The following is a 21303-nucleotide window of genomic DNA, read 5'->3' on the forward strand; positions in this document are numbered from 1 at the left end:
GCTCCACTCGTCACCCCACCCGCATGGAGTCACGGCATGAAACTCAGAACCCTGGGTGTCGCGCTGGCCGCTATGGCCGCGCTCATCACCCTGCCCTTGCAGAGACCGGCCGCAGCGGCCGAACTCCCGCTGTCCCAGGGCAAGACGGCCACGTCCTCGTCGGTCGAGAACGGAGGCACCCCAGCCGCCTACGCCGTCGACGGGGACACCGCCACCCGGTGGTCCTCGGCCGCCACGGACACCCAATGGCTCCAGGTCGACCTCGGCGCCTCGGCGACGATCACCAAGGTCGTCCTCAACTGGGAGGCCGCGTACGGCAGCGACTACCGCATCCAGACGTCACCGGACGGCAGCACCTGGACCGACGTCAAGACGGTGACCGGCGGCGACGGCGGCACCGACAGCCTCGACGTCTCCGGCCAGGGCCGCTACGTCCGTATGTACGGTGTCCACCGGGCCACTCAATACGGCTACTCCCTCTGGGAGTTCCAGGTGTTCGGCACCAGCGGCACCACGACGCCGGCGACCTGTGACACGGCCAACGCGGCGCAGGGCAAGACGGCCACCGCCTCCTCCAGCGAGAACGCGGCGAACTCCGCCTCCGCCGCGTTCGACGGCAACACCGGAACGCGCTGGTCGAGCGCCTTCTCCGACCCGCAGTGGGTCCAGGTCGACCTGGGAGCCTCCACCGATCTGTGCCGGGTCGACCTCAACTGGGAGGCGGCGTACGGCAAGGCCTTCCAGATCCAGTCCTCCACCGACGGCCAGAACTGGACCGTCCTGAAGTCCGTCACGGACGGCACGGGGGGCACCGCCTCCTACGACGTCTCCGGCAAGGGCCGTTACGTACGGATCTACGGAACGACCCGGGGCACCGCGTACGGGTACTCACTGTGGGAGGTCGCCGTCCACACCGGTACGGGGAGCAGCACCCCGCCCGTGCAGGGCGGCGGGGACCTCGGGCCCAACGTCATCGTCGTGGACCCCTCGACCCCCGATCTCCAGGGCAAGTTCGACCAGGTCTTCGCCCAGCAGGAGTCGAACCAGTTCGGCTCGGGCCGCTACCAGTTCCTGATGAAGCCCGGCACCTACAACGGCATCAACGCCCAGGTCGGCTTCTACACCTCGGTCTCGGGCCTCGGCCTGAACCCCGACGACGTCCACATCAACGGCGACATCACCGTGGACGCGGGCTGGTTCAACGGCAACGCCACCCAGAACTTCTGGCGTTCGGCGGAGAACCTGTCGATCACCCCCTCCAACGGCACCGACCGCTGGGCGGTCGCCCAGGCCGCGCCGTTCCGGCGCATCCACGTCCAGGGCGGCCTCAACCTGGCCCCGAACGGCTACGGCTGGGCCTCGGGCGGCTACATCGCCGACTCCAAGATCGACGGCACCGTCGGCCCGTACTCCCAGCAGCAGTGGTACACCCGTGACAGCTCGGTCGGAGGCTGGACCAACGGCGTCTGGAACATGACCTTCTCGGGCGTCCAGGGAGCACCGGCGACGAACTTCGACTCCGGCCCGTACACCACCCTGGACAGCACCCCGGTCTCCCGCGAGAAGCCCTACCTCTACCTGGACGGCAGCACCTACAAGGTGTTCGTGCCCTCCAAGCGCACCAACGCGCGCGGTGTCTCCTGGCCCAACACGGCCGGTACGTCCGTCCCGCTCGACCAGTTCTACGTCGTCAAGGCCGGCGCGACCGCGGCGACGATCAACGCGGCCCTCGCCCAGGGTCTCAACCTGCTGTTCACCCCGGGTGTCTATCACCTGGACCAGACGATCAACGTGACCCGGGCCAACACCGTCGTCCTGGGCCTCGGCCTCGCGACGATCGTGCCGGACAACGGGATCGACGCCATGCACGTCGCCGACGTCGACGGGGTCAGGCTCGCCGGGTTCCTGATCGACGCGGGCCGTTCCAACTCCGACACCCTGCTCCAGATCGGCCCGTCGGGTTCCTCGGCCGACCACTCCGCCAACCCCACCACCATGCAGGACGTGTTCGTGCGCATCGGCGGCGCGGGCCCCGGCCTCGCCACCAACTCGGTCGTGGTCAACAGCGACGACGTCGTGATCGACCACACCTGGCTGTGGCGCGCGGACCACGGGGACGGAGTCGGCTGGGACACCAACCGCGCCGACTACGGACTCGTGGTCAACGGTGACGACGTCCTGGCGACCGGCCTGTTCGTCGAGCACTTCAACAAGTACGACGTGCTGTGGAACGGCGAGAACGGGCGCACGATCTTCTTCCAGAACGAGAAGGCGTACGACGTGCCCAACGCGGCCGCCGTCACCCATGACGGCATCGTCGGATACGCGGCCTACAAGGTCGCCGACTCCGTCTCCACGCACGAGGCCTGGGGTCTGGGAAGCTACTGCAACTTCACCACGGACCCGTCGATCGTCCAGGCGCACGGCTTCCAGGTCCCGGTGAAGACCGGGGTCAAGCTGCACGACATCCTGGTGATCTCCCTGGGCGGCAAGGGGCAGTACGCCCACGTCGTCAACAACACGGGGGCGCCCACCTCGGGCACGGACACCGTCCCGTCCAAGGTCACTCAGTTCCCGTGATCCCGGGTCACCGGCTTCCCGTGATCCCGAACGGGGCCGGCTGACCGCTGCACTGGTGCCGGCGCTCCGCCCTTCTCCGGGGGAGCGCCGGCACTCGCGTGTCATCCGCGCCCGGCGCGGGCGGCCGTCGTCCGCTCAGAGAGGGCGGTGTCCCGAGCCGGGGCCCGCCGCGGCCCGCGCCGCGTCGGGAGCCGAGTCGAGCGGGAGGCCGTGACCCCGTGGCGTTTCCAGGTCGGGCGGTCCGGCCGGTTCGACTCCGGCGGCGTGGGCCAGGAGCCGGTGGGCGAGTTCACGTGCCTCGGCGGGGGTCAGCGAGGCCCAGACCCCGTGTTCGTCGCCCTGGTCGGGCCCGACGTCCAGCGTCACCCGGCCGATCGTCCGGCCCGGCGTGGGCAGCCGCAGTTCCTTCACGTAGATCGTGCGGCCGCAGGAGGTCACCAGGGGCAACTCGCCCGCCTCCGCGGCTCGCAGCCGCCGCTGTCCGGACGCCGTCATCGCTCTCACGCCTTTCCACGAGCAGAACCGCCGGTGGGTCCACCGCAACGGGTGGAACGCCGCTCTCCGGCATCCGCCGGACTGCTCACGTCAGCGTCGGGACGTACGGGTTTGTTCCCCGCCTCCGGGCACCGGACGTCCTCGTGACCGGTCGCCGGGAGCCGCCCGCCGCTGCCTGCCCGCGCGAACACAGGGCGCTGTGCCCGCGGTTGACGCCTGTCCGCCCCGTACCCGGAAGGGGAGCGTCCGGCCCGGCGGCTGCCGGTCGGGGTCAGCGGGGGAGGGGACCCTTGGTGCGCAGCGCCCCGAGGCGCTCCAGGAGCAGGCCCTCCCTGGTCGACCAGGGGGAGATCTCCACGCTCGTCGCCCGGCACGCCTCCATCAGGGCCTCCGCGACCAGCGCCCCGGCCAGGGACTGTCCGGCCCGGTGACGCGAGATGCCGGGCAGCCGGCCGCGGCCCGCGGACCCGTTCTTGGCGAGCACGCCCACCGCGGCCCGTACCTCGTCGAGGGTCAGACGCTGAGGTGCCCCGGAACGGTCGCGCCCCGCTGTGGTGTAGCGGGCGAGCTGGGTGAAGGTCTTGGAGCAGGCGAGCACCCGCCCGTCCGGATCGGCGCGCGGCAGGTCCGCCACCTCGGCGAGCCGGCCGCTCAGATGGTCGCGCACCTCGGCGAGCCGTCGCTTCGAGGAGACGGCCTCGTCGAGTTTCCAGACCCGGGTGACCGTCCGGGCGCCCAGCGGCAGGGAATGGGCCGTCCTGGGTCGTCTGGAGGTTCCGGAGGCGACCTCCACGGTGCCCCCGCCGATGTCGAGCACCAGCAGCGACCCGGGCCGCTCGCCCGCCCAGTGGCGCGCGGCCACATAGGCCAGCCGGGCCTCCTCCTCGCCGGACATCACCCGCAGCTGGGTGCCGGTGGCGCTGGCCACCTGGGCGAGGACCTCGTCGCGGTTGGGCGCGTCCCGGATCACCGAGGTGGCGAACGCGTACACCTCGGGCAGGGCCCCGCGGTCCTCGGCGAGCGTTTCGGCCACGGCCCGCTGCACACTGCGTACGCCCGATTTGCCCAGCCGTCCCGTGGCGTCCAGCGTCTCGTGCAGCTGGAGCCGAACCTTTCGGGACAGCACCTCCTCCATGGCGACCCCGGCGCGGCGCCCCGCCACGGTGAGCAGAGCGCTGTGACACCCGACGTCTAGTACACCTGCCTGCCGCACTGTGTTAACCACCCGTTTTCCTGCCGAAGGGGATCCGCGAACTCACCATTGTCCCGCAAGGCGGCCGGAGTGACGCGACACGATTTCGTTTCGGCTCGTCAAGCGCCCGCCAAGGGCGTGGCGGGCGCCCGCAGAGGTGCCACGGCGGCACCGGGCGTCCGTCCGGGGCGAGTTGGCGTCCTGAGGGGTGGCGGACCGCGCGCGGGTGAAGGGGCGCGGCGTCAGGTGACGGAGTGGCTCATGTCACTGTCCGGCGTGTCGGCCAGGGTGACCACGGCGGTGATCCGCTTGCCGACGGGTTCGCGGCGCACCTCGAAGGCGTGGCACACGGCCATGACGATCTCCAGCCCGTGCTGTCCGACACGGCCCGCCTCGGCGGCGCGCGCCACCGGAAGGGTCGGGTCGGAGTCCCACACGGTCGCCCGTACCGCCCCCTCTCGGACCTCCAGGGACAACAGGCACGGTCCGCCCGCGTACTTGACCGCGTTGGTCACGAGTTCGCTGACGACCAGCGGGACCATGCCCATCACCCGTCCGGAGACGGGCAGCCCGGCCACCGCCTGCACCCGCGTCAGGAAGTCGCGGGTGAACGCCCGCGCCTCGGCGATGCACGCGGACTCACCGTCGTACGCGACTGAGGCCTCGATCAGTGCACCCCGCTGTTCCTGCTGTCCCGCTTCGCTCACCCGATGGCCCATACGATCCGTCCCCGTGTTCACCTCTTCGACTCTGGCCGTCTGCCCCGGAAAACGGGCTTCACTCCATCGGGCGTCGCGATTGTCCGGAGGCCGTGGTGCGAGGGTCCGGGCAGGTCAGACGTCGGCGACCGTCACGGTGACGGGGGTGCCGGCCTCGATGGTGCGGCTGACCGTGCAGAGCCGGTCGTGGGAGGTCCTGACGGCGCGGGGGAGGATGGCGCGGGCGCGGTCGCCGGCCTCACCCTCGGGGAAGGCCACGGAGAAGGTGACGGCGAGGTCCGTCATCCGGTTTCCCCGCTCGTCGCTGATCTTGTCGCCGGACACGGTGAGCGTGAACCGCGTGGGCTCCACATGCCGGGCGGTCGCCACGTCGACGTCGGCGGCGGTGCAGCCCCCGATGGCGGCGAGCAGCAGTTCGACCGGGGTGAACGCGTCCTCCGCGCCGGGCCCGCCCGTGCCGAAGGTGATCGTCCCGCCGCGGGTGTTCGTCGCCGTGAAGGCGCCGGTGCCGGTCCGCTCGACGGTGACGCTGCGCAGGTTGTCGTCAGTCATACCGCCGACCCTAATGTCGGGCCGCCCCGTCCGCCTCGGGTGCCCGCGTGCGCGGACGTGCAGCCGCAACCGTGGGCCCGGGTGACCGCGCGGAGGCCGTACGGTCCCGGGGGCGCGGCGTCAGTCGGGCGGGTTCGGGCGGACGACACCGAGGTCGTAGGCGAGGATGACGGCCTGGACGCGGTCGCGGACGCCCACCTTCGACAGGACGCGCCCGACATGGGTCTTGACGGTCGACTCCGCCACGACGAGACGCTCGGCGATCTCGCTGTTGCTCCAGCCCTCGCCGATCGCGACGAAGATCTCGAACTCGCGCTCCGTCAGGGCGTGGACGCGGGGATCGTCCTGGGGCCTGGCGCCCGACGGGTCGTGCGGGAGGTGTTTGGCGTAGGTGTCCAGAAGACGCCGGGTCAGGGCGGGCGCGATCACCGCGTCGCCCGCGGCGACCGCCCGGATCCCGGCGAGCAGCTCCTCGGGATGGGCGTCCTTGAGCAGGAACCCGCTGGCCCCGGCCCGCAGCGCCGCGTAGGCGTATTCGTCCAGGTCGAACGTCGTCAGGATCAGTACGCGGGAACGTCCGCCGGAGGCCACGACCCGGCGGGTGGCCTCGATGCCGTCCATCCCTGGCATCCGTACGTCCATGAGGATCACGTCCGGGCGCAGCTCGGCGGCCCTGCGGACGGCGTCGCCGCCGTGGGACGCCTCGCCCACGACATCGGTGTCCGGGGTGCTCTCCAGGAGCATGCGGAAGCCGAGGCGTTGCAGCGGCTGGTCGTCGACGATGAGCACACTGGTCACGTGGCACCGCCCGAGACGGCCGAGGGCGCGAGGTCGGTCCCGGGCGGAGGGGTGAGGTCGAGGGTGGCCCGCAGGGTCCATCCGCCGTCGGGCGCGGGCCCGGCGACGACCGTTCCGTCGTAGAGGGCCGCGCGTTCTCTCATGCCGGGGATCCCGTGTCCTTCGTCGTCGTGCGGCCGGGGACGGGCGTTGCCGGTACCCGGGCCGGTGTCGTGGACGTCGATGTGCAGCAGCGTCTCCTCGACGCTCACCGCGAGATCGACGCGCGTCTCGGGGCCCCCGTGCTTGAGGGCGTTGGTGAGAGCCTCCTGGACGATGCGGTACACGGCCAGCTGGACACCCCGGTCCAGGCTGCCCAGTTCGCCGCTGCTGCGGTGGACGACCCGCGGGCCCGCGGCCCGGATCCGCTCGCACAGGGCGTCGATGTCCCCGATCCCCGGCTGGGGGCTGAGCTCGGGCGCGCTCGGGACCGCGGGCTGCTCACGCAGGACGCCCAGCATGCGGCGCAGCTCACCGAGCGCCTGGCGCCCGGTGTCACCGATGAGCAGCAGGGCCTGCTTCCCGCGTTCGGGCGCGACGTCGCTCGCGTACGCGCCGCCGTCGGCGAGGGTGATGATGACGGAGAGGTTGTGGCCGACGATGTCGTGCATCTCGCGGGCCACCCGGGTGCGTTCGGCGGCGGCGGCCAGTCTGCTGCGCTGGTCGCGCTCGACCTCCAGACGGGTCGCGCGGTCCCGCAGGACGGCGAGCTGGGCGCGCCGGATCCGGACCGCGAGGCCGAGCGCGACGGCCGCGGTTATGGCGCAGAAGAGGAAGAACAGCGCGTCGAGCACATGCACGTCGGACGGCAGCCGTACGGCGACGAGGCCCAGCGCGCCGGCGATGACCGCGCAGGCCAGCGGCAGCCGCCGCAGTTCCCCGTGCAGGACCAGGCTGTACAGGCCGATCAGGACGGCGACGTCGGCGCGCAGCCAGACCCCCAGCGCCAGCTGGAGGATGAACACCGCGGTGATCACGCCGAAGGCGGGGAAGGGCCGCTTGCGCCGCCACAGCAGCGGGACCACGAGACCGGCCTGGAGCGCGAGCGTGCCGGGCAGCGACAGGTGGGTGAACTGGGAGTCGAACGGATGGTGCCGGCCGTCCCCGTCGTGCACCAGGTCCGGCACACAGAACAGCAGGGCGACGACGGCCGTCACCGCCGAGTCGAGGATCCACGGCCGGCCCCGGTCGCCGCGCTTGAAACGGCGGCCGAGCCGTGACAGCGCACGGGCCAGGGGGTGGTTCCACGGCAGTTCCGCCTCGGCGAAGGGCGGATCGTCCGCGGCCTCGCGCGGGGCGGTGTCGTCGATGTTCATGGGAGTCGGTCCGCGCTCATGGGTCTCACCTGTCCATTGTGGGTCCGGCCGCGTTCTCGTACGCGCCTGTGGGGTCTCCTCGTACGGCCGTCGCCGGGTCCGGTGCCCGAACGGCACGGCACCGGACCGGGGGGTCGGGTGCCGTGCCGTGTCGGTGGCGGTACGTCGGACGGGGTGTCCGGCGTGCGGTGGGTCAGGCGTCCGTGCGGACGAGCCGGTAGGCGGCGCCCGCCAGCGCGAGCACGGTCCAGCCGAGGAAGACCACCAGACCGGCCGTCGGCGACAGCGAGGTCGAGTCGTGGGTCAGCGCGAACATCGACTCACCCGCGCTGCTCGGCAGGTACGGGCTGATGTTGTCCTGCCACGAGCTGGGCAGCAGCGAGATCAGGCCGGGCACCAGCATCAGCGAGGCGACCAGGACCGAGATGCCGCCGGCGACCGAGCGGAGCAGCGCGCCGAGGGCGGTGCCGATCACGCCGACCAGACCGAGGTAGAGGCCGGCGCCCAGCAGGCTGCGCACCACGCCGGAGTGGGACATGGTCAGGGCCGCGGGCGTGCCCGAGACGATCCCGCTGTCGATCGTGAAGGCGACGAAGACACCGACGGTGGCGACGACCAGCGCGACCAGTCCGAACACCGAGGCCTTGGACCACAGCACCGGCAGGCGGCGCGGCACGGCGGCCAGGGTGGAGCGGATCATGCCGGTCGAGTACTCGCCCGCGGTGATCAGCACACCCAGGACACCGAGTGCCAGCTGCGCGAAGTTCGTGCCGAACACGGAGAGGCTGAGCGCGGTGGCCGCGACGTCGTCCCGGTGCAGGGGGCGCCCGGAGTTGAGCTCGGACTTGTAGTGCGCGGCGGCGATCACGCCGAACGCGACGAGGAACACCAGTCCGAGGCCGAGCGTGATCCAGGTGGAACGCAGGGACCACAGCTTCGCCCACTCGGAGCGCAGCACACGGCGTCCGGTGACCTTGTACTCCGGACGTGCCGCTCGAACGGGTGCGGGTGCCGGGCTGTCGGTGACGGTGACGGTGCTCATGCCGCCCTCCCAGGGGCCTCGACGGTGACGCTGGCGTGGTACTCGACGGCGTCGCGGGTCAGCTCCATGAACGCCTCTTCGAGCGAGACGGTCCGGGAGCTGAGCTCGAACAGCGCGATGCCGTGCTCGGCGGCCTTGAGGCCGATGTCCCGTGCGGAAAGACCCGTCACCTGGAGCTCCTCGGACCCGGCCGCACCGGTGACCTCGACGCCGGGACCGGCCAGGACCTCGCGCAGCCGGGACGCCTGGTCGGACGCCACGGTGACGGTGTCGCCGCCGGCCTGCTGGACGAGCTCACGCACGGTGGTGTCCGCCAGCAGACGACCGCGTCCGACGACGATCAGGTGGTCGGCGACCAGCGCCATCTCGCTCATCAGGTGCGAGGAGACGAAGACCGTACGGCCGTCCGCCGCGAGTCCGGTCAGCAGGTTGCGGATCCACAGCACGCCCTCGGGGTCCAGTCCGTTGACCGGCTCGTCGAGCATGATCGTGGCAGGGTCGCCGAGGAGGGCCGCGGCGATGCCGAGGCGCTGGCCCATGCCGAGGGAGAAGGCGCCCGCGCGCTTCTTGGCCACGGACTGGAGTCCGGTCAGTTCGATGACCTCCTCCACCCGGCGGCGCGGAATGCCGTGGGTGTAGGCCTGGGCCATGAGGTGGTCGAAAGCGGAACGGCCCGGGTGGATCGACTTGGCCTCGAGGAGCGCGCCGACCTCCTGGAGCGGGGCGGTGTGCCGGGCGTACTGCTTGCCGTTGACCGTGACGCTGCCGGCGGACGGCGCGTCCAGTCCGACGATCATGCGCATGGTGGTCGACTTGCCCGCGCCGTTGGGGCCGAGGAAGCCGGTGACGGTGCCGGGCTTCACGACGAAGTCCAGCTGGTCCACCGCCGTCTTCTCCCCGTACCGCTTCGTCAGCTGTTGTGCCTCGATCATCGAAGTTCCCTTGCTTTCGGGGGCAGGCCCCCCACCTGACTGCTCACCCACAACGCTAGGAGACGCCGGCCCCGGATCCGTGGTACCCGAGAGCTCGGTTGGGGCGGGGCACGTAGTACCGCGGTATCACCCCGCTACGGCGCTCGGATGACAGGGCCGGTCAGGGGCGGCTCTCAAGGGGTCGCCGAAATGGCAGGGGTGACAATTGACAGAACCGGCGCCGGTGGTGAGGGTGGCACCATGCCAGAGAGAACCGAGAAGCCCGGTCTGCGCGAGCGCAAGAAGGAAGAGACCCGGCGCGGGCTGCGGGAGGCCGCCGGACGGCTCTTCGCCGAGCACGGCTTCGCGCAGACCACGGTGGCCGACATCGCCGCCGAGGCGAACGTGTCGGAACGGACCTTCTTCCGCTACTTCGAGAGCAAGGAAGCCCTGCTTCTCCCCGACGGGATCGAGCTCTTCGCGCGCATAGAGGAGGCCTTCCTGGCCCGGCCGGAGGGCGACACCCCGCTGGAAGCGGCCTGCGGCGCCATCACCGACGCGGTCTCCTACTTCGCCTCCAGCAGTCTGACCGCGCTCGCGCATCCCCTCGGCGAGATCCGCGAACAGGCGCGCGAGGGCCTGTCCCGGCAGTTCCAGCAGTTCGAGGCACGCCTGACCGCACTCGTCCAGGAGCGCCTCCCGGCGGACGCGCCGGACGCCGACCTCCAGGCCGCGGTGATCGCCAACTGCGCGCTGTCGGCCGCGCGCGCCGTCCTGCGCACCCTGCGCGACCGCCGTACGGCCGGGGTCCCCGTGGAACCCGACCGGTTGCTCCCGCAGGCGTTCACCTTCCTGACCATGATCGGAGCCTCCTCCTCGTGAACCGTCGCCGTCGCGCAGTCCTCGCCGTCATATGCACGACCGCCGTGGTCGCCGCCGCCGTGACCACCGACCTCGTCGTCGAACACAAGGTGAGGGGCGAGGTCGCCGAGACCGCCGAGTGCCGTCTGGGCGGGGCCAAGGCGGTGCGGGTCGACCTCGGCGACACCCTGGCCGGACTCCAGGCGCTCACCGGCACGGTCGGCGCCGTCCACGTCAGCGCCGAGGGCGTGCGCCGCCAGGGCACCGACATGGACGTCGACGTCCATCTGCGGGACGTGTCGACCGGCGGTGCCACCTCGGGCGGGACCGCCACCGCCACCATCGCGTACGACGCCCTGGACCGGAGCGCCGGTGTCCGTGACGGCGCCGGCGCGGACGGGCTGAAGACGGGAACGGAGGGCGGGCACCTCGTCCTCACGGGCGCTGCGGGCGGGTCCGGTCTGCCCGTCACCGTGATTACCGAGCTGTCCACCACGCCCCGCGGTCTCACCATCACCCCCGTGAGCGTCCAGATCCTCGGCCGGGCCATACCGGTGTCGGAGCTCTCCGCGCTGCCGGGCGCCGGCGGCCTCGCCGCGAAGCTCAAGCCGCGCACCATCGACATCCGGAAGCCGCCGCGGGGGGCCACCCTCGTCGGCGCCCACGCCGAAAGCGCCGGTCTCGTCCTGGACTTCAAGGTGGCCCCGGCCGGTGAGGGGACGACCGCACGGACGGCCGGTGCGGTGTCGGCGTGCGGGGCGGGGAAGGGGCGGGCCGAGAGCTGAAGCCGCGCGCCCGCGAGGGCGGAGCCGTCCATGACCGAGGGCGCCGATTCGTGGGTGGGGAGCCGCCGGAGCGCCCCGGCTGACGCGAGTGCGGAGCCGCGAGCTTGCGCGTGCGCGAAAAATGGCAGGGATGACAATTGACGGCACTGTCATCTTCCCGGTTAAGTTGTGGCAGTCCTGTCACTTCTTCTGGAGGCGTGGTGTCCCTTCCCCCTGCCCCGCTGTCCCTGGCGCCGCCCTCCGTCGCGGCCCGGCCGTCCGCCCTGCACCGCACGGGCGCCTTCTGCGCCCGGCACCCGGTGTGGGTGATCACCGCCTGGCTGCTGGTGCTGGCGGCCGCGTTCGCGGGCCGGCACGCGGTCGGGGCGACCTTCGGCGACCAGGTCAGCCTGCCCGGCAGCCGGACGGCCGTGGGCGCCGACCTGCTGGAGAGGTCCGACCCGACGGCGGGCGCGGCCGGCGGAAAGGTCGTCCTCCACGTCGACTCGGGCAAGGTGTCCGACCACGCCGCCGCGCTGGAGGAGACGCTCGGCCGGCTGAAGGGCCTGCCCCACGCCACCGCCGTGGCCGCGCCGGTGACCAGCGCGGACGGTGCGACGGCGTACATCGCGGTGTCCTTCGACCGGAAGCTGAAGTCCCTCGGCCACGGCTACACCGAACGGCTCGACCAGGCGACAACTCCCGCCCGGGACGCGGGAATCGGCGTCGGCTACGGCGGCGACCTGCACGACATCGTGCGCGCACCCGCCGACGACGCCGTCGCCGAGGCGACCGGCGTCGGTGCCGCGCTCATCGTGCTGCTGCTCGCCTTCGGGAGCGTCGCCGCCGCCCTCATGCCCCTGGTCACCGCCCTGATCAGTGTCAGCGTGGGCCTCGGGGTGGTCGGCATCGTGGCCGGCACGCTGACCTTCGCCACCTCCGCACCCACCCTGGCCACGATGATCGGGCTCGGCGTCGGCATCGACTACGCGCTCTTCCTCATCACGCGGTTCCGGCAGTACGTGATCGACGGGGACGATCCCCGAACGGCCGTGGGGCGGACGACCGCCGTCAGCGGCAAGGCGGTTCTGGTCGCCGCCGTCACGGTGGCCGTGGCCCTGCTCAGCCTCTACGCCTGCGGACTGACCATGATCGGTCGGCTGGGTCTCGCCGCCACGATCGCGGTGGTTGTCACGGCCGCGGCGGCGCTCACCCTGGTGCCCGCGGCCATGGGGCTCGTGGGCCGCCGTGTCGACGTACTCCGTGTGCGGCGCAGGCCGGTCGCCGAGAGCGCGGGCGACCACGACGGATGGCACCGCTACGCACGTCTGGTCGCCCGGCACCCGTGGCGGTTCTTCACCGCCGGCTTCGTCCTCGTCGCCCTCTGCTCCGTACCCCTGTTCTCGATGCGCCTCGGGCACATCGACGACGGCACGGATCCGGCGGGCAGCACGACCCGCGACGCCTACGACTGGATCGCCGACGCCGACGGTCCCGGCTTCGGGCCGGGTGTGAACGGCCCCTTCACCCTGGTCGTCGACCTCGCCCACGCGACCGTGCCCGCCGACCGGGTCGCGAGCCGCCTCACCGACGGACTGACGAGGACGGACGGCGTCGCGAACGTCGCGCCACCGCGGACCAGCGCCGACGGCAAGGTCCTCGTCACCACCGTCGTTCCCGCCACCGGCCCCCAATCGGCCGCCACCGGGGCCCTGTTCGCCACGCTCACCGACACCGCCGTGCCCCACGCGCTCGAAGGCACCGGAACGCGGGGGTACGTGACCGGCAGCACCGCGGGCCAGATCGAGTTCCGCGACACCGTCACCGAGCGCCTGCCCCTCATCATCGCCATCGTGCTCGTCTGCGCGTTCCTGCTGCTGACGGTCGTCTTCCGCAGCCTGGTCATCCCGCTCAAGGCGGTCGCCCTGAACCTGCTCACCACCGGCGCGTCGTACGGGGTCCTCGTCGCCGTCTTCCAGTGGGGCTGGGGCGACGGGCTGCTCGGCCTGGGCGAGCCCGTGCCGATCGAGTCCTACGTCCCGATGATGATGTTCGCCATCGTCTTCGGCCTGTCGATGGACTACGAGATCTTCCTGCTCTCCCGGATCGCCGAGGAGTGGCACGCGACCGGCGACAACGAGCGGGCGGTCGGCACCGGCCTCTCGCTCACCGGCCGGGTCATCACCTGCGCCGCGCTCATCATGACGGCCGTGTTCCTGTCCTTCACCGGCTCACCGGCCGTCGTGGTCAAGATGCTCGCCCTCGGCCTGGCCGTCAGTGTCGTCCTCGACGCCACCGTCGTACGCCTGGTCCTGGTGCCGTCGCTCATGTTCCTGATGGGGAAGGCGAACTGGTGGCTGCCGCGGTGGCTGGACCGCCGTCTGCCGCACACGACGGTCTGAGGCCGGGCGCGCGGGTGGCGCGGCGGGGGAGCGGAGCCGGGGCACCGGCAGCGGCATGCTTCCCCGCCACCGCCACCGCCACCGCCACCGCCACCGCCACTGCCACCGCCTCGCCGCCACCGCCACCGCCTCGCCGCCACCCCGCCGCCATCGCCACCTCGCCGATGTCGGGTCCTGTCCGCTGGCTCGTTATCATCCGATAGTGGCGTTTTCTTGACATTACTTTCCTGCATGGTCTTTTCCTCCGGGGTGGTCGATGTCCCGCAAGCCGCCGACGGGCGACGACGACGAGCTGCTCACCCGGCTCGGCACGCTGACCGCCCAGGCGCGTGAACGCGCGGAGTTCCAGCGCTCACAGGTCGAACTGGCCATCGCGCTGCAACGCGGCATGCTTCCGGGCGACCTGCCGTCCGCCCCGGGATTCGACGTGGCCGTCCAGTACGCGCCCGCCTGCTACGGCCTCAACGTGGGCGGGGACTGGTACGACGCCTTCGGGCTGCCCGGCGACCGCATCGGCCTGTCCATAGGCGACGTACAGGGCCACAACATCGAGGCGGCGGCGTTCATGGGGCAGGTCAGGGTCGGTCTGCGGGCCCTGGCGTCCGTCACGGGAGATCCCGGGGAGCTCCTCGCCCGTACCAACGACCTCATCCTGTCCCTCGGCTCCGACCTCTTCGCGACCTGCACCTTCATGCGGCTCGACCCGGCCACCGGCATGGTGGAGAGCGCACGGGCCGGGCACATACCCTGCGTCTGGGCGACGGCGGACGGGAAGTCCGGCATCACCGAGGACGAAGGGGGCCCGCCCCTCGGCGTCGAGCCCGGCACCCGCTACCCGGTGACCCGGCACCGCCTCACCACCGGCGGAGTGTTCGTCCTGCTGACCGACGGCGTGGTCGAGGGCCCCTCGATGAACGTGGACGACGGACTCGACCAGGTCGTACGGCTCGCCGGGGTCGCTGCCGTCGCGGGGCTGTCGGCCCGTTCGCTGGCCGCCGCGGTGATCAAGGGAGCCGAGAGCGTGGGGCACGAGGACGACGCGGCCGTGCTCGTGGTCCGCCACGGCGCGCCCACCGTCCTTGTTCCGCTGACGAGCACAGCGCCCAGCGTCCCGTCCGCTGACGAGCACAGCGCCCAGCGTCCCGTCCGCTGACGGGCCCGCCGCCCCGTGCCGCGGGTGGCGGCCGCTCGCCTCGCCGACAGGGCGCGGGCGGTGTCTGATGTCTCTGTGGTGGCTACACAGGAGATGCGCCGGCCGGCCGTCGTCGCTCTTCAGACGCTCGTGATCGCCGCCTGCTACTACGGAGCAGGGCGGCTGGGACTCATGCGGCGGCTCAGCGTCGAAGGAGCGGTGTTCACCCCGATCTGGCCGCCCACGGGGGTGGCCGTCGCCGCCCTGCTGCTCGTCGGGCTGTGGGCGTGGCTCGGGATCGCGCTGGGCGCCCTCCTGGTCGTCCTGTCCCTCTCCTCGTTCGCCTCGCTCCAGCCCTCCGCGACGGGCATCGTCGCCGGCAACACCGTCGCCCCGGTCTGCGCCTACCTCCTGCTGGCCGCCGTGCACTTCCGCACCGATCTCAGCCGGTTCCGCGACGGACTCGCCCTGGTGTTCCTGGCGGCCCTCGGTGCCATGACGATCAGCGCGAGCGCGGACGTCGGCCTGCTCGTGGCCACCGACAAGATCGCCCTGGCGGACTTCTGGCCGGTCTGGCTGGCGTGGTGGGTGGGCGACGCGATGGGCGTCCTCATCGTCACCCCGGTCATCCTGATGCTGTACGCCCTGCGGGCACCGCTGAGCCTGTCGCGGTGGAAGGAGGCCGTACTGATCCTGGGCGCGGCCGCCGTCCTGGTGCCGGTCGCCACCCGCTCCTCCATCAGCATGATGTTCCTGGTCTATCCGCTGCTGATCTGGGCGGCCCTGCGGTTCGAGCTGCCGGGGAGCCTGGTGTGCGCCCTGTTCGCCTCCGTCATGGCCACCGTCGCGGCCACCGACGGCGTCGGCCCGTTCCAGCGGCTGACCCACACGGAGGTCATGATCAAACTCCAGGCCTTCAACGGGACCATGGCCCTGACGGCCCTCCTCCTGTCCGCGGTGATCACCGAACAGCGCAACACCAGACGCTCGGTCGAACTGGCCTGCCAGGAACTGGTGGAGGTCCTCGAACACCTGACCGCGGGGAATCCCACGCCCAGGCCGCCCCCTCCCGCGGAGGAAGAGGGCTACGGCTGAGTGGGTCACGCCGCTGCCGCCGTCGCGTGCGGGCGGGGTGCCGGGCCGCTCCGCCGCGAGGACGCGGTCCGCGCGGCTCCGGGCTGTCTCGCCCGCACCGTGCCGCCGTACGGCTCCGTGGGGAAAGATGGGACCACCAGCGATGAACCACCGATACGGAGGTGCGGGTACATGCAGCACGAGCGAGCGGGCCGGCCGGCCGGCCCCGAGGACCTCGTCGACGTGGCCCGGTTGGTCACCGCGTACTACGCGCTCCACCCCGACCCGGCCGAACCCGGCCAGCGCGTCGCCTTCGGTACGTCGGGACACCGCGGTTCGTCACTGGCGACCGCGTTCAACGAGGACCACATCGCCGCCACGAGCCAGGCCATCTGCGAGTACCGCGACGCCCAGGGCACCGACGGCCCCCTCTTCCTGGGCGCCGACAGCCACGCGCTCTCGGAACCCGCCAAGGTCACCGCCCTGGAGGTGTTCGCGGCCAACGACGTGACCGTGCTCCTGGACAGCGCGGACGGCTACACGCCCACGCCCGCGGTGTCGCACGCCATCCTCACGTACAACCGCGGACGGTCCTCAGGACTCGCCGACGGCGTGGTGGTCACCCCCTCCCACAATCCGCCCGCCGACGGCGGCTTCAAGTACAACCCGCCGAACGGCGGCCCTGCGGGTTCGGAGGCGACCTCCTGGATCCAGGACCGGGCCAACGAACTCATCAGGGACGGCCTCAAGGACGTACGGCGCGTCCCCTACGCCCGGGCGCTCGCCGCGCCGGGCACCGGCAGGTACGACTTCCTCGGCACCTATGTGGCCGATCTGCCGCAGGTGCTCGACCTGGACGCGATCCGCGACGCCGGGGTGCGGATCGGCGCGGACCCGCTGGGCGGGGCCTCGGTCGCCTACTGGGGGCGCATCGCCGAGCAGCACGCGCTGGACCTGACCGTCGTCAACCCGCTCACCGACCCCACCTGGCGGTTCATGACGCTGGACTGGGACGGCAAGATCCGCATGGACTGCTCCTCGCCCTACGCGATGGCCTCGCTCATCGAGCGGCGCGACCGTTTCCAGATCTCCACCGGCAACGACGCCGACGCCGACCGCCACGGGATCGTCACCCCCGACGGCGGCCTCATGAACCCCAACCACTATCTGGCCGCCGCCATCGCCTACCTCTACTCCCACCGCGACCAGTGGCCCGCCGGGACGGGGATCGGCAAGACCCTGGTGTCGTCCGGGATGATCGACCGGGTCGCCGCCGATCTCGGCCGCCGGCTGGTCGAGGTGCCGGTCGGATTCAAGTGGTTCGTGGACGGGCTGGTCGACGGCTCCCTCGGGTTCGGCGGCGAGGAATCGGCGGGCGCCTCCTTCCTGCGCCGCGACGGCTCGGTCTGGACCACGGACAAGGACGGCATCATCCTGGCCCTGCTCGCCTCCGAGATCACGGGAGCGACCGGGAAGACGCCCTCCGAGCACTACAAGGGACTCACCGCGCGCTTCGGCGAGCCCGCCTACGAGCGCATCGACGCCCCCGCCTCGCGCGAGGAGAAGGCCCTGCTGGCCAAGCTCTCGCCCGCGCAGATCACCACCGACACGCTCGCGGGGGAGCCGGTCACCGCGGTCCTCACCGAGGCGCCGGGCAACGGCGCGCCCATCGGCGGCATCAAGGTGACCACCGAGAACGCCTGGTTCGCGGCCCGCCCCTCGGGCACCGAGGACGTCTACAAGATCTACGCGGAGTCGTTCCTCGGGACCGACCACCTGCGCCGGGTGCAGGACGAGGCCAGGGCGGTGGTCTCGGCGGCCCTGTCCGGCTGAGGCCGCGCCCGCGGCGCCGTGGTCCCCACGACACGGCGCCGTCCGCCGTTTCCCGGGGCGGTCCCGGGCGCCGGTGTCCAACGCCTTCGGGCCTTCGGCCCACGAGGCGCCGGGGCGTGGGGGAGTCCCCTCGCGGTTCGGCGGGATGATGGCCCGTATGCGCATCCGTATCGACGCCGACGACCTGCCCGGACCCAGCTGCCCCGCCCCCGAGGGACGCGGTGACGGCTCGGCGTACGACAACATCCACGTGGCCGTGCAACGCCGTGACCGTCCGGCCGAACTCCTCGATCCCCAGCCGGGCGACGGCGTGTCCGCGACCTGGACCCTCGACTGCACGGTCGTGCCCACGGCGGAGGGCCCCGAGGTGACGGGCCCCTATGTGCAGTACCGCCTGGGGCACCGGTTCATCTATCTGTCGTGGGGCACCGTCGACGAGGCGGGTGTCTTCAGCATGTTCCGCCGGGCCAAGCTCATGCTCGACGCCGTCCCGGCCGACGTGCTCGCCACCGCCGCGCGCGAGGGACTCCTCGTCGGCCGCCTGGGTCTGACCGACCCGCTCGGCAACCCGCGCTGTGCCCGTGTCGTGCCGCCGGACATCGCGTGGACGGCGGAAGCCGCCTAGGGCCTGCGGGCCTGCGGCGGAGTGCCCCACGGGAGTCGCGTTAGAACCTCTAACGAAAGTTCTTGACGTTCACGGTCGTTCGGTAATAGCCTCTAACTAAAGCGAGATCGGGTTACTCGCACGGATCGCAATGGAGGTCGTCATGAACGCCGAAGGGCTCGTCGAGGTCGTCCTGCCGGGCAAGGTGGAGCCGGAGGGGCTGGAGATCCGGACCGGCGCCGTGCCCGTCGCGGGCCCCGGCCAGGTCGTCGTCCGGATGGAGGCGACCGGCGTCTCCTTCGCCGAGCAGCAGATGCGCCGCGGCCGGTACTACGACCAGCCGCCGTTCCCCTTCGTGCCCGGCTACGACCTGGTCGGCACCGTTCTCACCACCGGCCAGGGGGTCGACCCGGGACTCGCCGGCACCCGCGTCGCCGCCCTGCTCAAGGTCGGCGGGTGGGCCAGCCATGTGCGGGTGGAGGCGGCCGACGTCGTACCGGTGCCCGCCGGGGTCGGCGCGGCGGAGGCGGAGACCGTGGTCGTCAACGGCATCACGGCCTGGCAGATGCTGCACCGCAAGGCACGGGTCCGCGCCGGGCAGACCGTCCTCGTGCACGGCGCCAACGGCGGCGTCGGTTCCGTCCTGGTCCAGCTCGCCCGCGCCGCGGGCGCGAAGGTGATCGGCACGGCCTCGGCGCGCCATCACGAAGCCCTGCGGGAACAGGGTGTGGTCCCCGTCGACTACCGCACCGAGAACGTGGCCGCCCGCGTACGGGAACTCGCGCCCGGCGGTGTCGACGCCGTGTTCGACCACGTCGGAGGGCGCAGCGCCGTCGACTCCTGGCACCTGCTGGCCCCGGGCGGCACGCTCGTCTCGTACGGCAGCGCCTCCACCCGCGACGACACGGGGTCCAAGCAGTGGCCCGTGCTCAAGCTGCTCGGCCGGGTGTGGCTGTGGAACACCCTGCCCAACGGCCGCCACGCCTACTTCTTCAACATCTGGGCCGGCAAGGCACTGTCCCGCGACCGCTTCCGCGCCCGGCTGCGCGCCGACCTCACGCAGGTCTTCGACGCGCTCAGGCGCGGTGACGTCACCGCCCGGATCGCCGCCCGGCTGCCCCTGACCGAGGCCGCCGAGGCGCTGCGGCTCGCGGAGTCCGGCACGGTCGCCGGCAAGGTCGTCCTCAGCGCCTAGGGTGCCGCGGGAAAGCACCTAGGAACTGTCTCTTAGATCGTCCGTGAGATCGTCGTGCTCGTGATCGAGTCCTGGGTGATCAATGACGACAGCCCTGTCCCTGTGTCGTCCGAGGTGGTGCCAGAGGCTCTTCGGTCGAGGATCGGCAGTGGGCACCTGGAGACATGGCTGACTAGTTCGTCCGGACGGTCGCTGGCCTTCGTGACGAATACCGAGCGCGCGATGGTGATGCTGCTCGAAGACGAGGGCGACCCAGGCGAGCATGCCGTGGACCCCGGGGCTCAGGGGTCGAGCGACGGGTTCGTCCTCTCGAACGGGCAGGGCGACGAGTATCTGGATGAGGACACCGTCCCCATCCATGAGGCGTTCAGGCTCGTGACGCAGATCGTTGCCACGGGATCCTGGCCGACGGACGCGCACTGGGTGGTCGATCGCTGAGCGGGCTATCGCCGGACCCAGATGAGGATGGCGGCGAGTTGGAGTGCGGCCTGGTAGGCGATGGCGAGCTTGTCGGTTCGCATGGCCAGGCCGCGCCACTGCTTGAGCCGGTTGATGCACCGTTCGACCGCGTTGCGCTGCTTGTACGCCTCGGAGTCGAAAACCGGTGGGCGACCGCCGGCGCGGCCTCGCCGCAGACGGTGGCCGATCTGGTCGGATGGCTGGGGGATGACAGCGCGGATTCCGCGTCGGCGGAGGTGACTTCGGATCGCGCGGGATGAGTACGCGCGGTCCGCCAGGACGGCATCGGGCCGGGTCCTCGGTCTTCCCGGTCCGCTTCGCGGAACACGGATGCCGGCCATGACGCTCTCGAAGGCCGGGGCGTCGCCCGCCTGGCCTGCGGTGACGCGGAGGGCCAGGGGTCGTGCATGGCCGTCGCTGGCGAGGTGGACCTTCGTGCTCAGGCCGCCTCGGGAGCGCCCGAGCGCGTGGTCGTCGGGTTCGGCCCGGCCTGGAGCCCCTTTTTCCTGGCTCCGGCGGCGTGCTGGTGAGCCCGGCAGACGGTGGAGTCCACCGACACGGTCCAGCCGATGTCGTCAGCACCCTCGGCCGCTGCCAGGACCGCGGCAAAGATACGTTCCCAGGTGCCGTCCATGGCCCACCTGATCAGCCGTTTGTGAGCGGTCTGGAACGAGCCGAGCTCGTCGGGTAGGTCCCGCCAGGGCGAGCAGGTTCGGTACTTCCATGCGATGGCCTCCAAGGTTCGGCGATGATCGGCCCACCGCCGACCGCGGACCGGATCGGCCGGCATCAGCGGCTCGATCCGGTCCCACATCGCATCAGTGATCACTAACCGGACGGACACATCCGATCAACTGACCAACCGACCAAAGAGACACGCTCTAGGGCTGCTCCTCGACGACCATCTCGCCGAGGAGGGACCAGTCGTCCTGCGGGATCGTCACGTTCACGATGCGCGGTGTCGCGGTCAGATGGGGCGGCAGGGCCTGCTGAGCGGCCTTGAAATGAGCGGACTGGACGTGGGAGGCCCCGGCGGCGTCGTCGCGGAAGGCCTCGACCAGGACGTACTCCGTCGGGTCGTCGAGACTGCGGGACCAGTCGAACCACAGACAGCCGGGCTCGGCGCGGGTGGCCGCCGTGAAGTCGGCGGTGATCTCCGGCCACTTCTCCGCGTCCTCGGGGCGGACGCTGAACTTGACGGTGATGAAGATCATGGGTGCTCCTCGGGTCGCCTCCGGGACATTCTGTGCCGTCCGGGCCGGTTCGACACCCGAGGCCCGCAGGCCGATCGGGGGAACCGCCCCGAAGGCGGCCCTCCCGTCCGGTGCCGTCCCT

At 71.7% G+C, this 21303-nt stretch carries 20 protein-coding genes; 10 read left to right on the plus strand and 10 right to left on the minus strand.

Features of this window, described 5'->3' with window-relative positions; all coding sequences use genetic code 11:
- Positions 1-36 precede the first annotated feature (36 nt).
- Entirely contained in the window at positions 37-2580 is a 2544-nt protein-coding gene (locus tag WJM95_RS30330) for a discoidin domain-containing protein (protein WP_339133509.1), read from the plus strand.
- 135 nt (positions 2581-2715) lie between these two features.
- Here the strand turns inward: WJM95_RS30330 and WJM95_RS30335 are convergent, their stop codons facing one another.
- The 8 genes from WJM95_RS30335 to WJM95_RS30370 form a co-directional block, all read right to left on the minus strand.
- Positions 2716-3075, minus strand: coding sequence for a hypothetical protein (locus WJM95_RS30335; protein WP_339133511.1), 360 nt, complete (start codon positions 3073-3075; stop codon positions 2716-2718).
- A 271-nt stretch (positions 3076-3346) separates the two neighbouring features.
- Complete coding sequence (locus tag WJM95_RS30340) at positions 3347-4300, minus strand: hypothetical protein (RefSeq protein ID WP_339133513.1); 954 nt, start codon at positions 4298-4300, stop codon at positions 3347-3349.
- 209 nt (positions 4301-4509) lie between these two features.
- The gene (locus WJM95_RS30345; RefSeq protein ID WP_339133515.1) at positions 4510-4974 is read right to left on the minus strand and encodes an ATP-binding protein; all 465 of its coding nucleotides are present in this window, start codon (positions 4972-4974) and stop codon (positions 4510-4512) included.
- A 126-nt stretch (positions 4975-5100) separates the two neighbouring features.
- Positions 5101-5538, minus strand: coding sequence for an OsmC family protein (locus tag WJM95_RS30350; protein WP_339133517.1), 438 nt, complete (start codon positions 5536-5538; stop codon positions 5101-5103).
- 120 nt (positions 5539-5658) lie between these two features.
- Positions 5659-6336 carry a response regulator transcription factor gene (locus tag WJM95_RS30355; protein WP_339133519.1) on the minus strand — a complete coding sequence of 226 codons (678 nt, stop codon included), beginning with the start codon at positions 6334-6336 and terminating at the stop codon, positions 5659-5661.
- The gene (locus WJM95_RS30360; RefSeq protein ID WP_339133521.1) at positions 6333-7691 is read right to left on the minus strand and encodes a sensor histidine kinase; all 1359 of its coding nucleotides are present in this window, start codon (positions 7689-7691) and stop codon (positions 6333-6335) included. Before WJM95_RS30360 ends, WJM95_RS30355 begins: the two co-directional genes overlap by 4 nt.
- 193 nt (positions 7692-7884) lie before the next feature.
- Positions 7885-8733: an ABC transporter permease gene (locus WJM95_RS30365; RefSeq protein ID WP_339133523.1), complete on the minus strand. Its 849-nt coding sequence runs from the start codon at positions 8731-8733 to the stop codon at positions 7885-7887.
- On the minus strand, positions 8730-9665 hold the full coding sequence (locus WJM95_RS30370; protein ID WP_339133525.1) for an ATP-binding cassette domain-containing protein: 936 nt from the start codon (positions 9663-9665) through the stop codon (positions 8730-8732). The genes WJM95_RS30365 and WJM95_RS30370 overlap by 4 nt, the downstream gene beginning before the upstream one ends.
- A 240-nt stretch (positions 9666-9905) precedes the next feature.
- Here WJM95_RS30370 and WJM95_RS30375 point away from each other — a divergent pair, with 240 nt between their 5' ends.
- The 9 genes from WJM95_RS30375 (at position 9906) to WJM95_RS30415 (ending at position 19947) form a co-directional block, all read left to right on the plus strand.
- Complete coding sequence (locus tag WJM95_RS30375) at positions 9906-10526, plus strand: TetR family transcriptional regulator (RefSeq protein ID WP_339133527.1); 621 nt, start codon at positions 9906-9908, stop codon at positions 10524-10526.
- Complete coding sequence (locus tag WJM95_RS30380) at positions 10523-11290, plus strand: LmeA family phospholipid-binding protein (protein WP_339133529.1); 768 nt, start codon at positions 10523-10525, stop codon at positions 11288-11290. The genes WJM95_RS30375 and WJM95_RS30380 overlap by 4 nt, the downstream gene beginning before the upstream one ends.
- Positions 11291-11490: 200 nt before the next feature.
- Positions 11491-13671: an MMPL family transporter gene (locus WJM95_RS30385; RefSeq protein WP_339133531.1), complete on the plus strand. Its 2181-nt coding sequence runs from the start codon at positions 11491-11493 to the stop codon at positions 13669-13671.
- Between the two features lie 256 nt (positions 13672-13927).
- Positions 13928-14824 (plus strand): PP2C family protein-serine/threonine phosphatase, encoded by an 897-nt coding sequence (locus WJM95_RS30390; protein WP_339133533.1) that lies wholly within the window; start codon positions 13928-13930, stop codon positions 14822-14824.
- A 75-nt stretch (positions 14825-14899) separates the two neighbouring features.
- A complete protein-coding gene (locus WJM95_RS30395; protein WP_339133535.1) occupies positions 14900-15898 on the plus strand; it encodes an MASE1 domain-containing protein in 999 nt (332 codons plus the stop codon).
- Positions 15899-16069: 171 nt separating this feature from the next.
- On the plus strand, positions 16070-17710 hold the full coding sequence (gene pgm, locus WJM95_RS30400) for a phosphoglucomutase (alpha-D-glucose-1,6-bisphosphate-dependent) (RefSeq protein ID WP_339133537.1): 1641 nt from the start codon (positions 16070-16072) through the stop codon (positions 17708-17710).
- A gap of 157 nt (positions 17711-17867) precedes the next feature.
- Positions 17868-18335, plus strand: coding sequence for a DUF5990 family protein (locus WJM95_RS30405; protein ID WP_339133539.1), 468 nt, complete (start codon positions 17868-17870; stop codon positions 18333-18335).
- A gap of 142 nt (positions 18336-18477) precedes the next feature.
- Positions 18478-19509: a medium chain dehydrogenase/reductase family protein gene (locus WJM95_RS30410; protein WP_339133541.1), complete on the plus strand. Its 1032-nt coding sequence runs from the start codon at positions 18478-18480 to the stop codon at positions 19507-19509.
- 60 nt (positions 19510-19569) lie between these two features.
- Positions 19570-19947: a hypothetical protein gene (locus WJM95_RS30415; protein ID WP_339133543.1), complete on the plus strand. Its 378-nt coding sequence runs from the start codon at positions 19570-19572 to the stop codon at positions 19945-19947.
- A 5-nt stretch (positions 19948-19952) separates the two neighbouring features.
- Here WJM95_RS30415 and WJM95_RS30420 read toward each other — a convergent pair.
- A protein-coding gene (locus WJM95_RS30420) for an IS5 family transposase (RefSeq protein WP_339135952.1) occupies positions 19953-20782 on the minus strand; the annotation gives its coding sequence in 2 pieces (ribosomal slippage) (positions 19953-20470 and positions 20470-20782; 831 coding nt in all).
- A gap of 67 nt (positions 20783-20849) precedes the next feature.
- Positions 20850-21182 (minus strand): putative quinol monooxygenase, encoded by a 333-nt coding sequence (locus tag WJM95_RS30425; RefSeq protein WP_339133545.1) that lies wholly within the window; start codon positions 21180-21182, stop codon positions 20850-20852.
- Between the last annotated feature and the right edge of the window lie 121 nt (positions 21183-21303).

This window comes from Streptomyces sp. f51 (genome assembly GCF_037940415.1).
Taxonomy (GTDB): domain Bacteria; phylum Actinomycetota; class Actinomycetes; order Streptomycetales; family Streptomycetaceae; genus Streptomyces.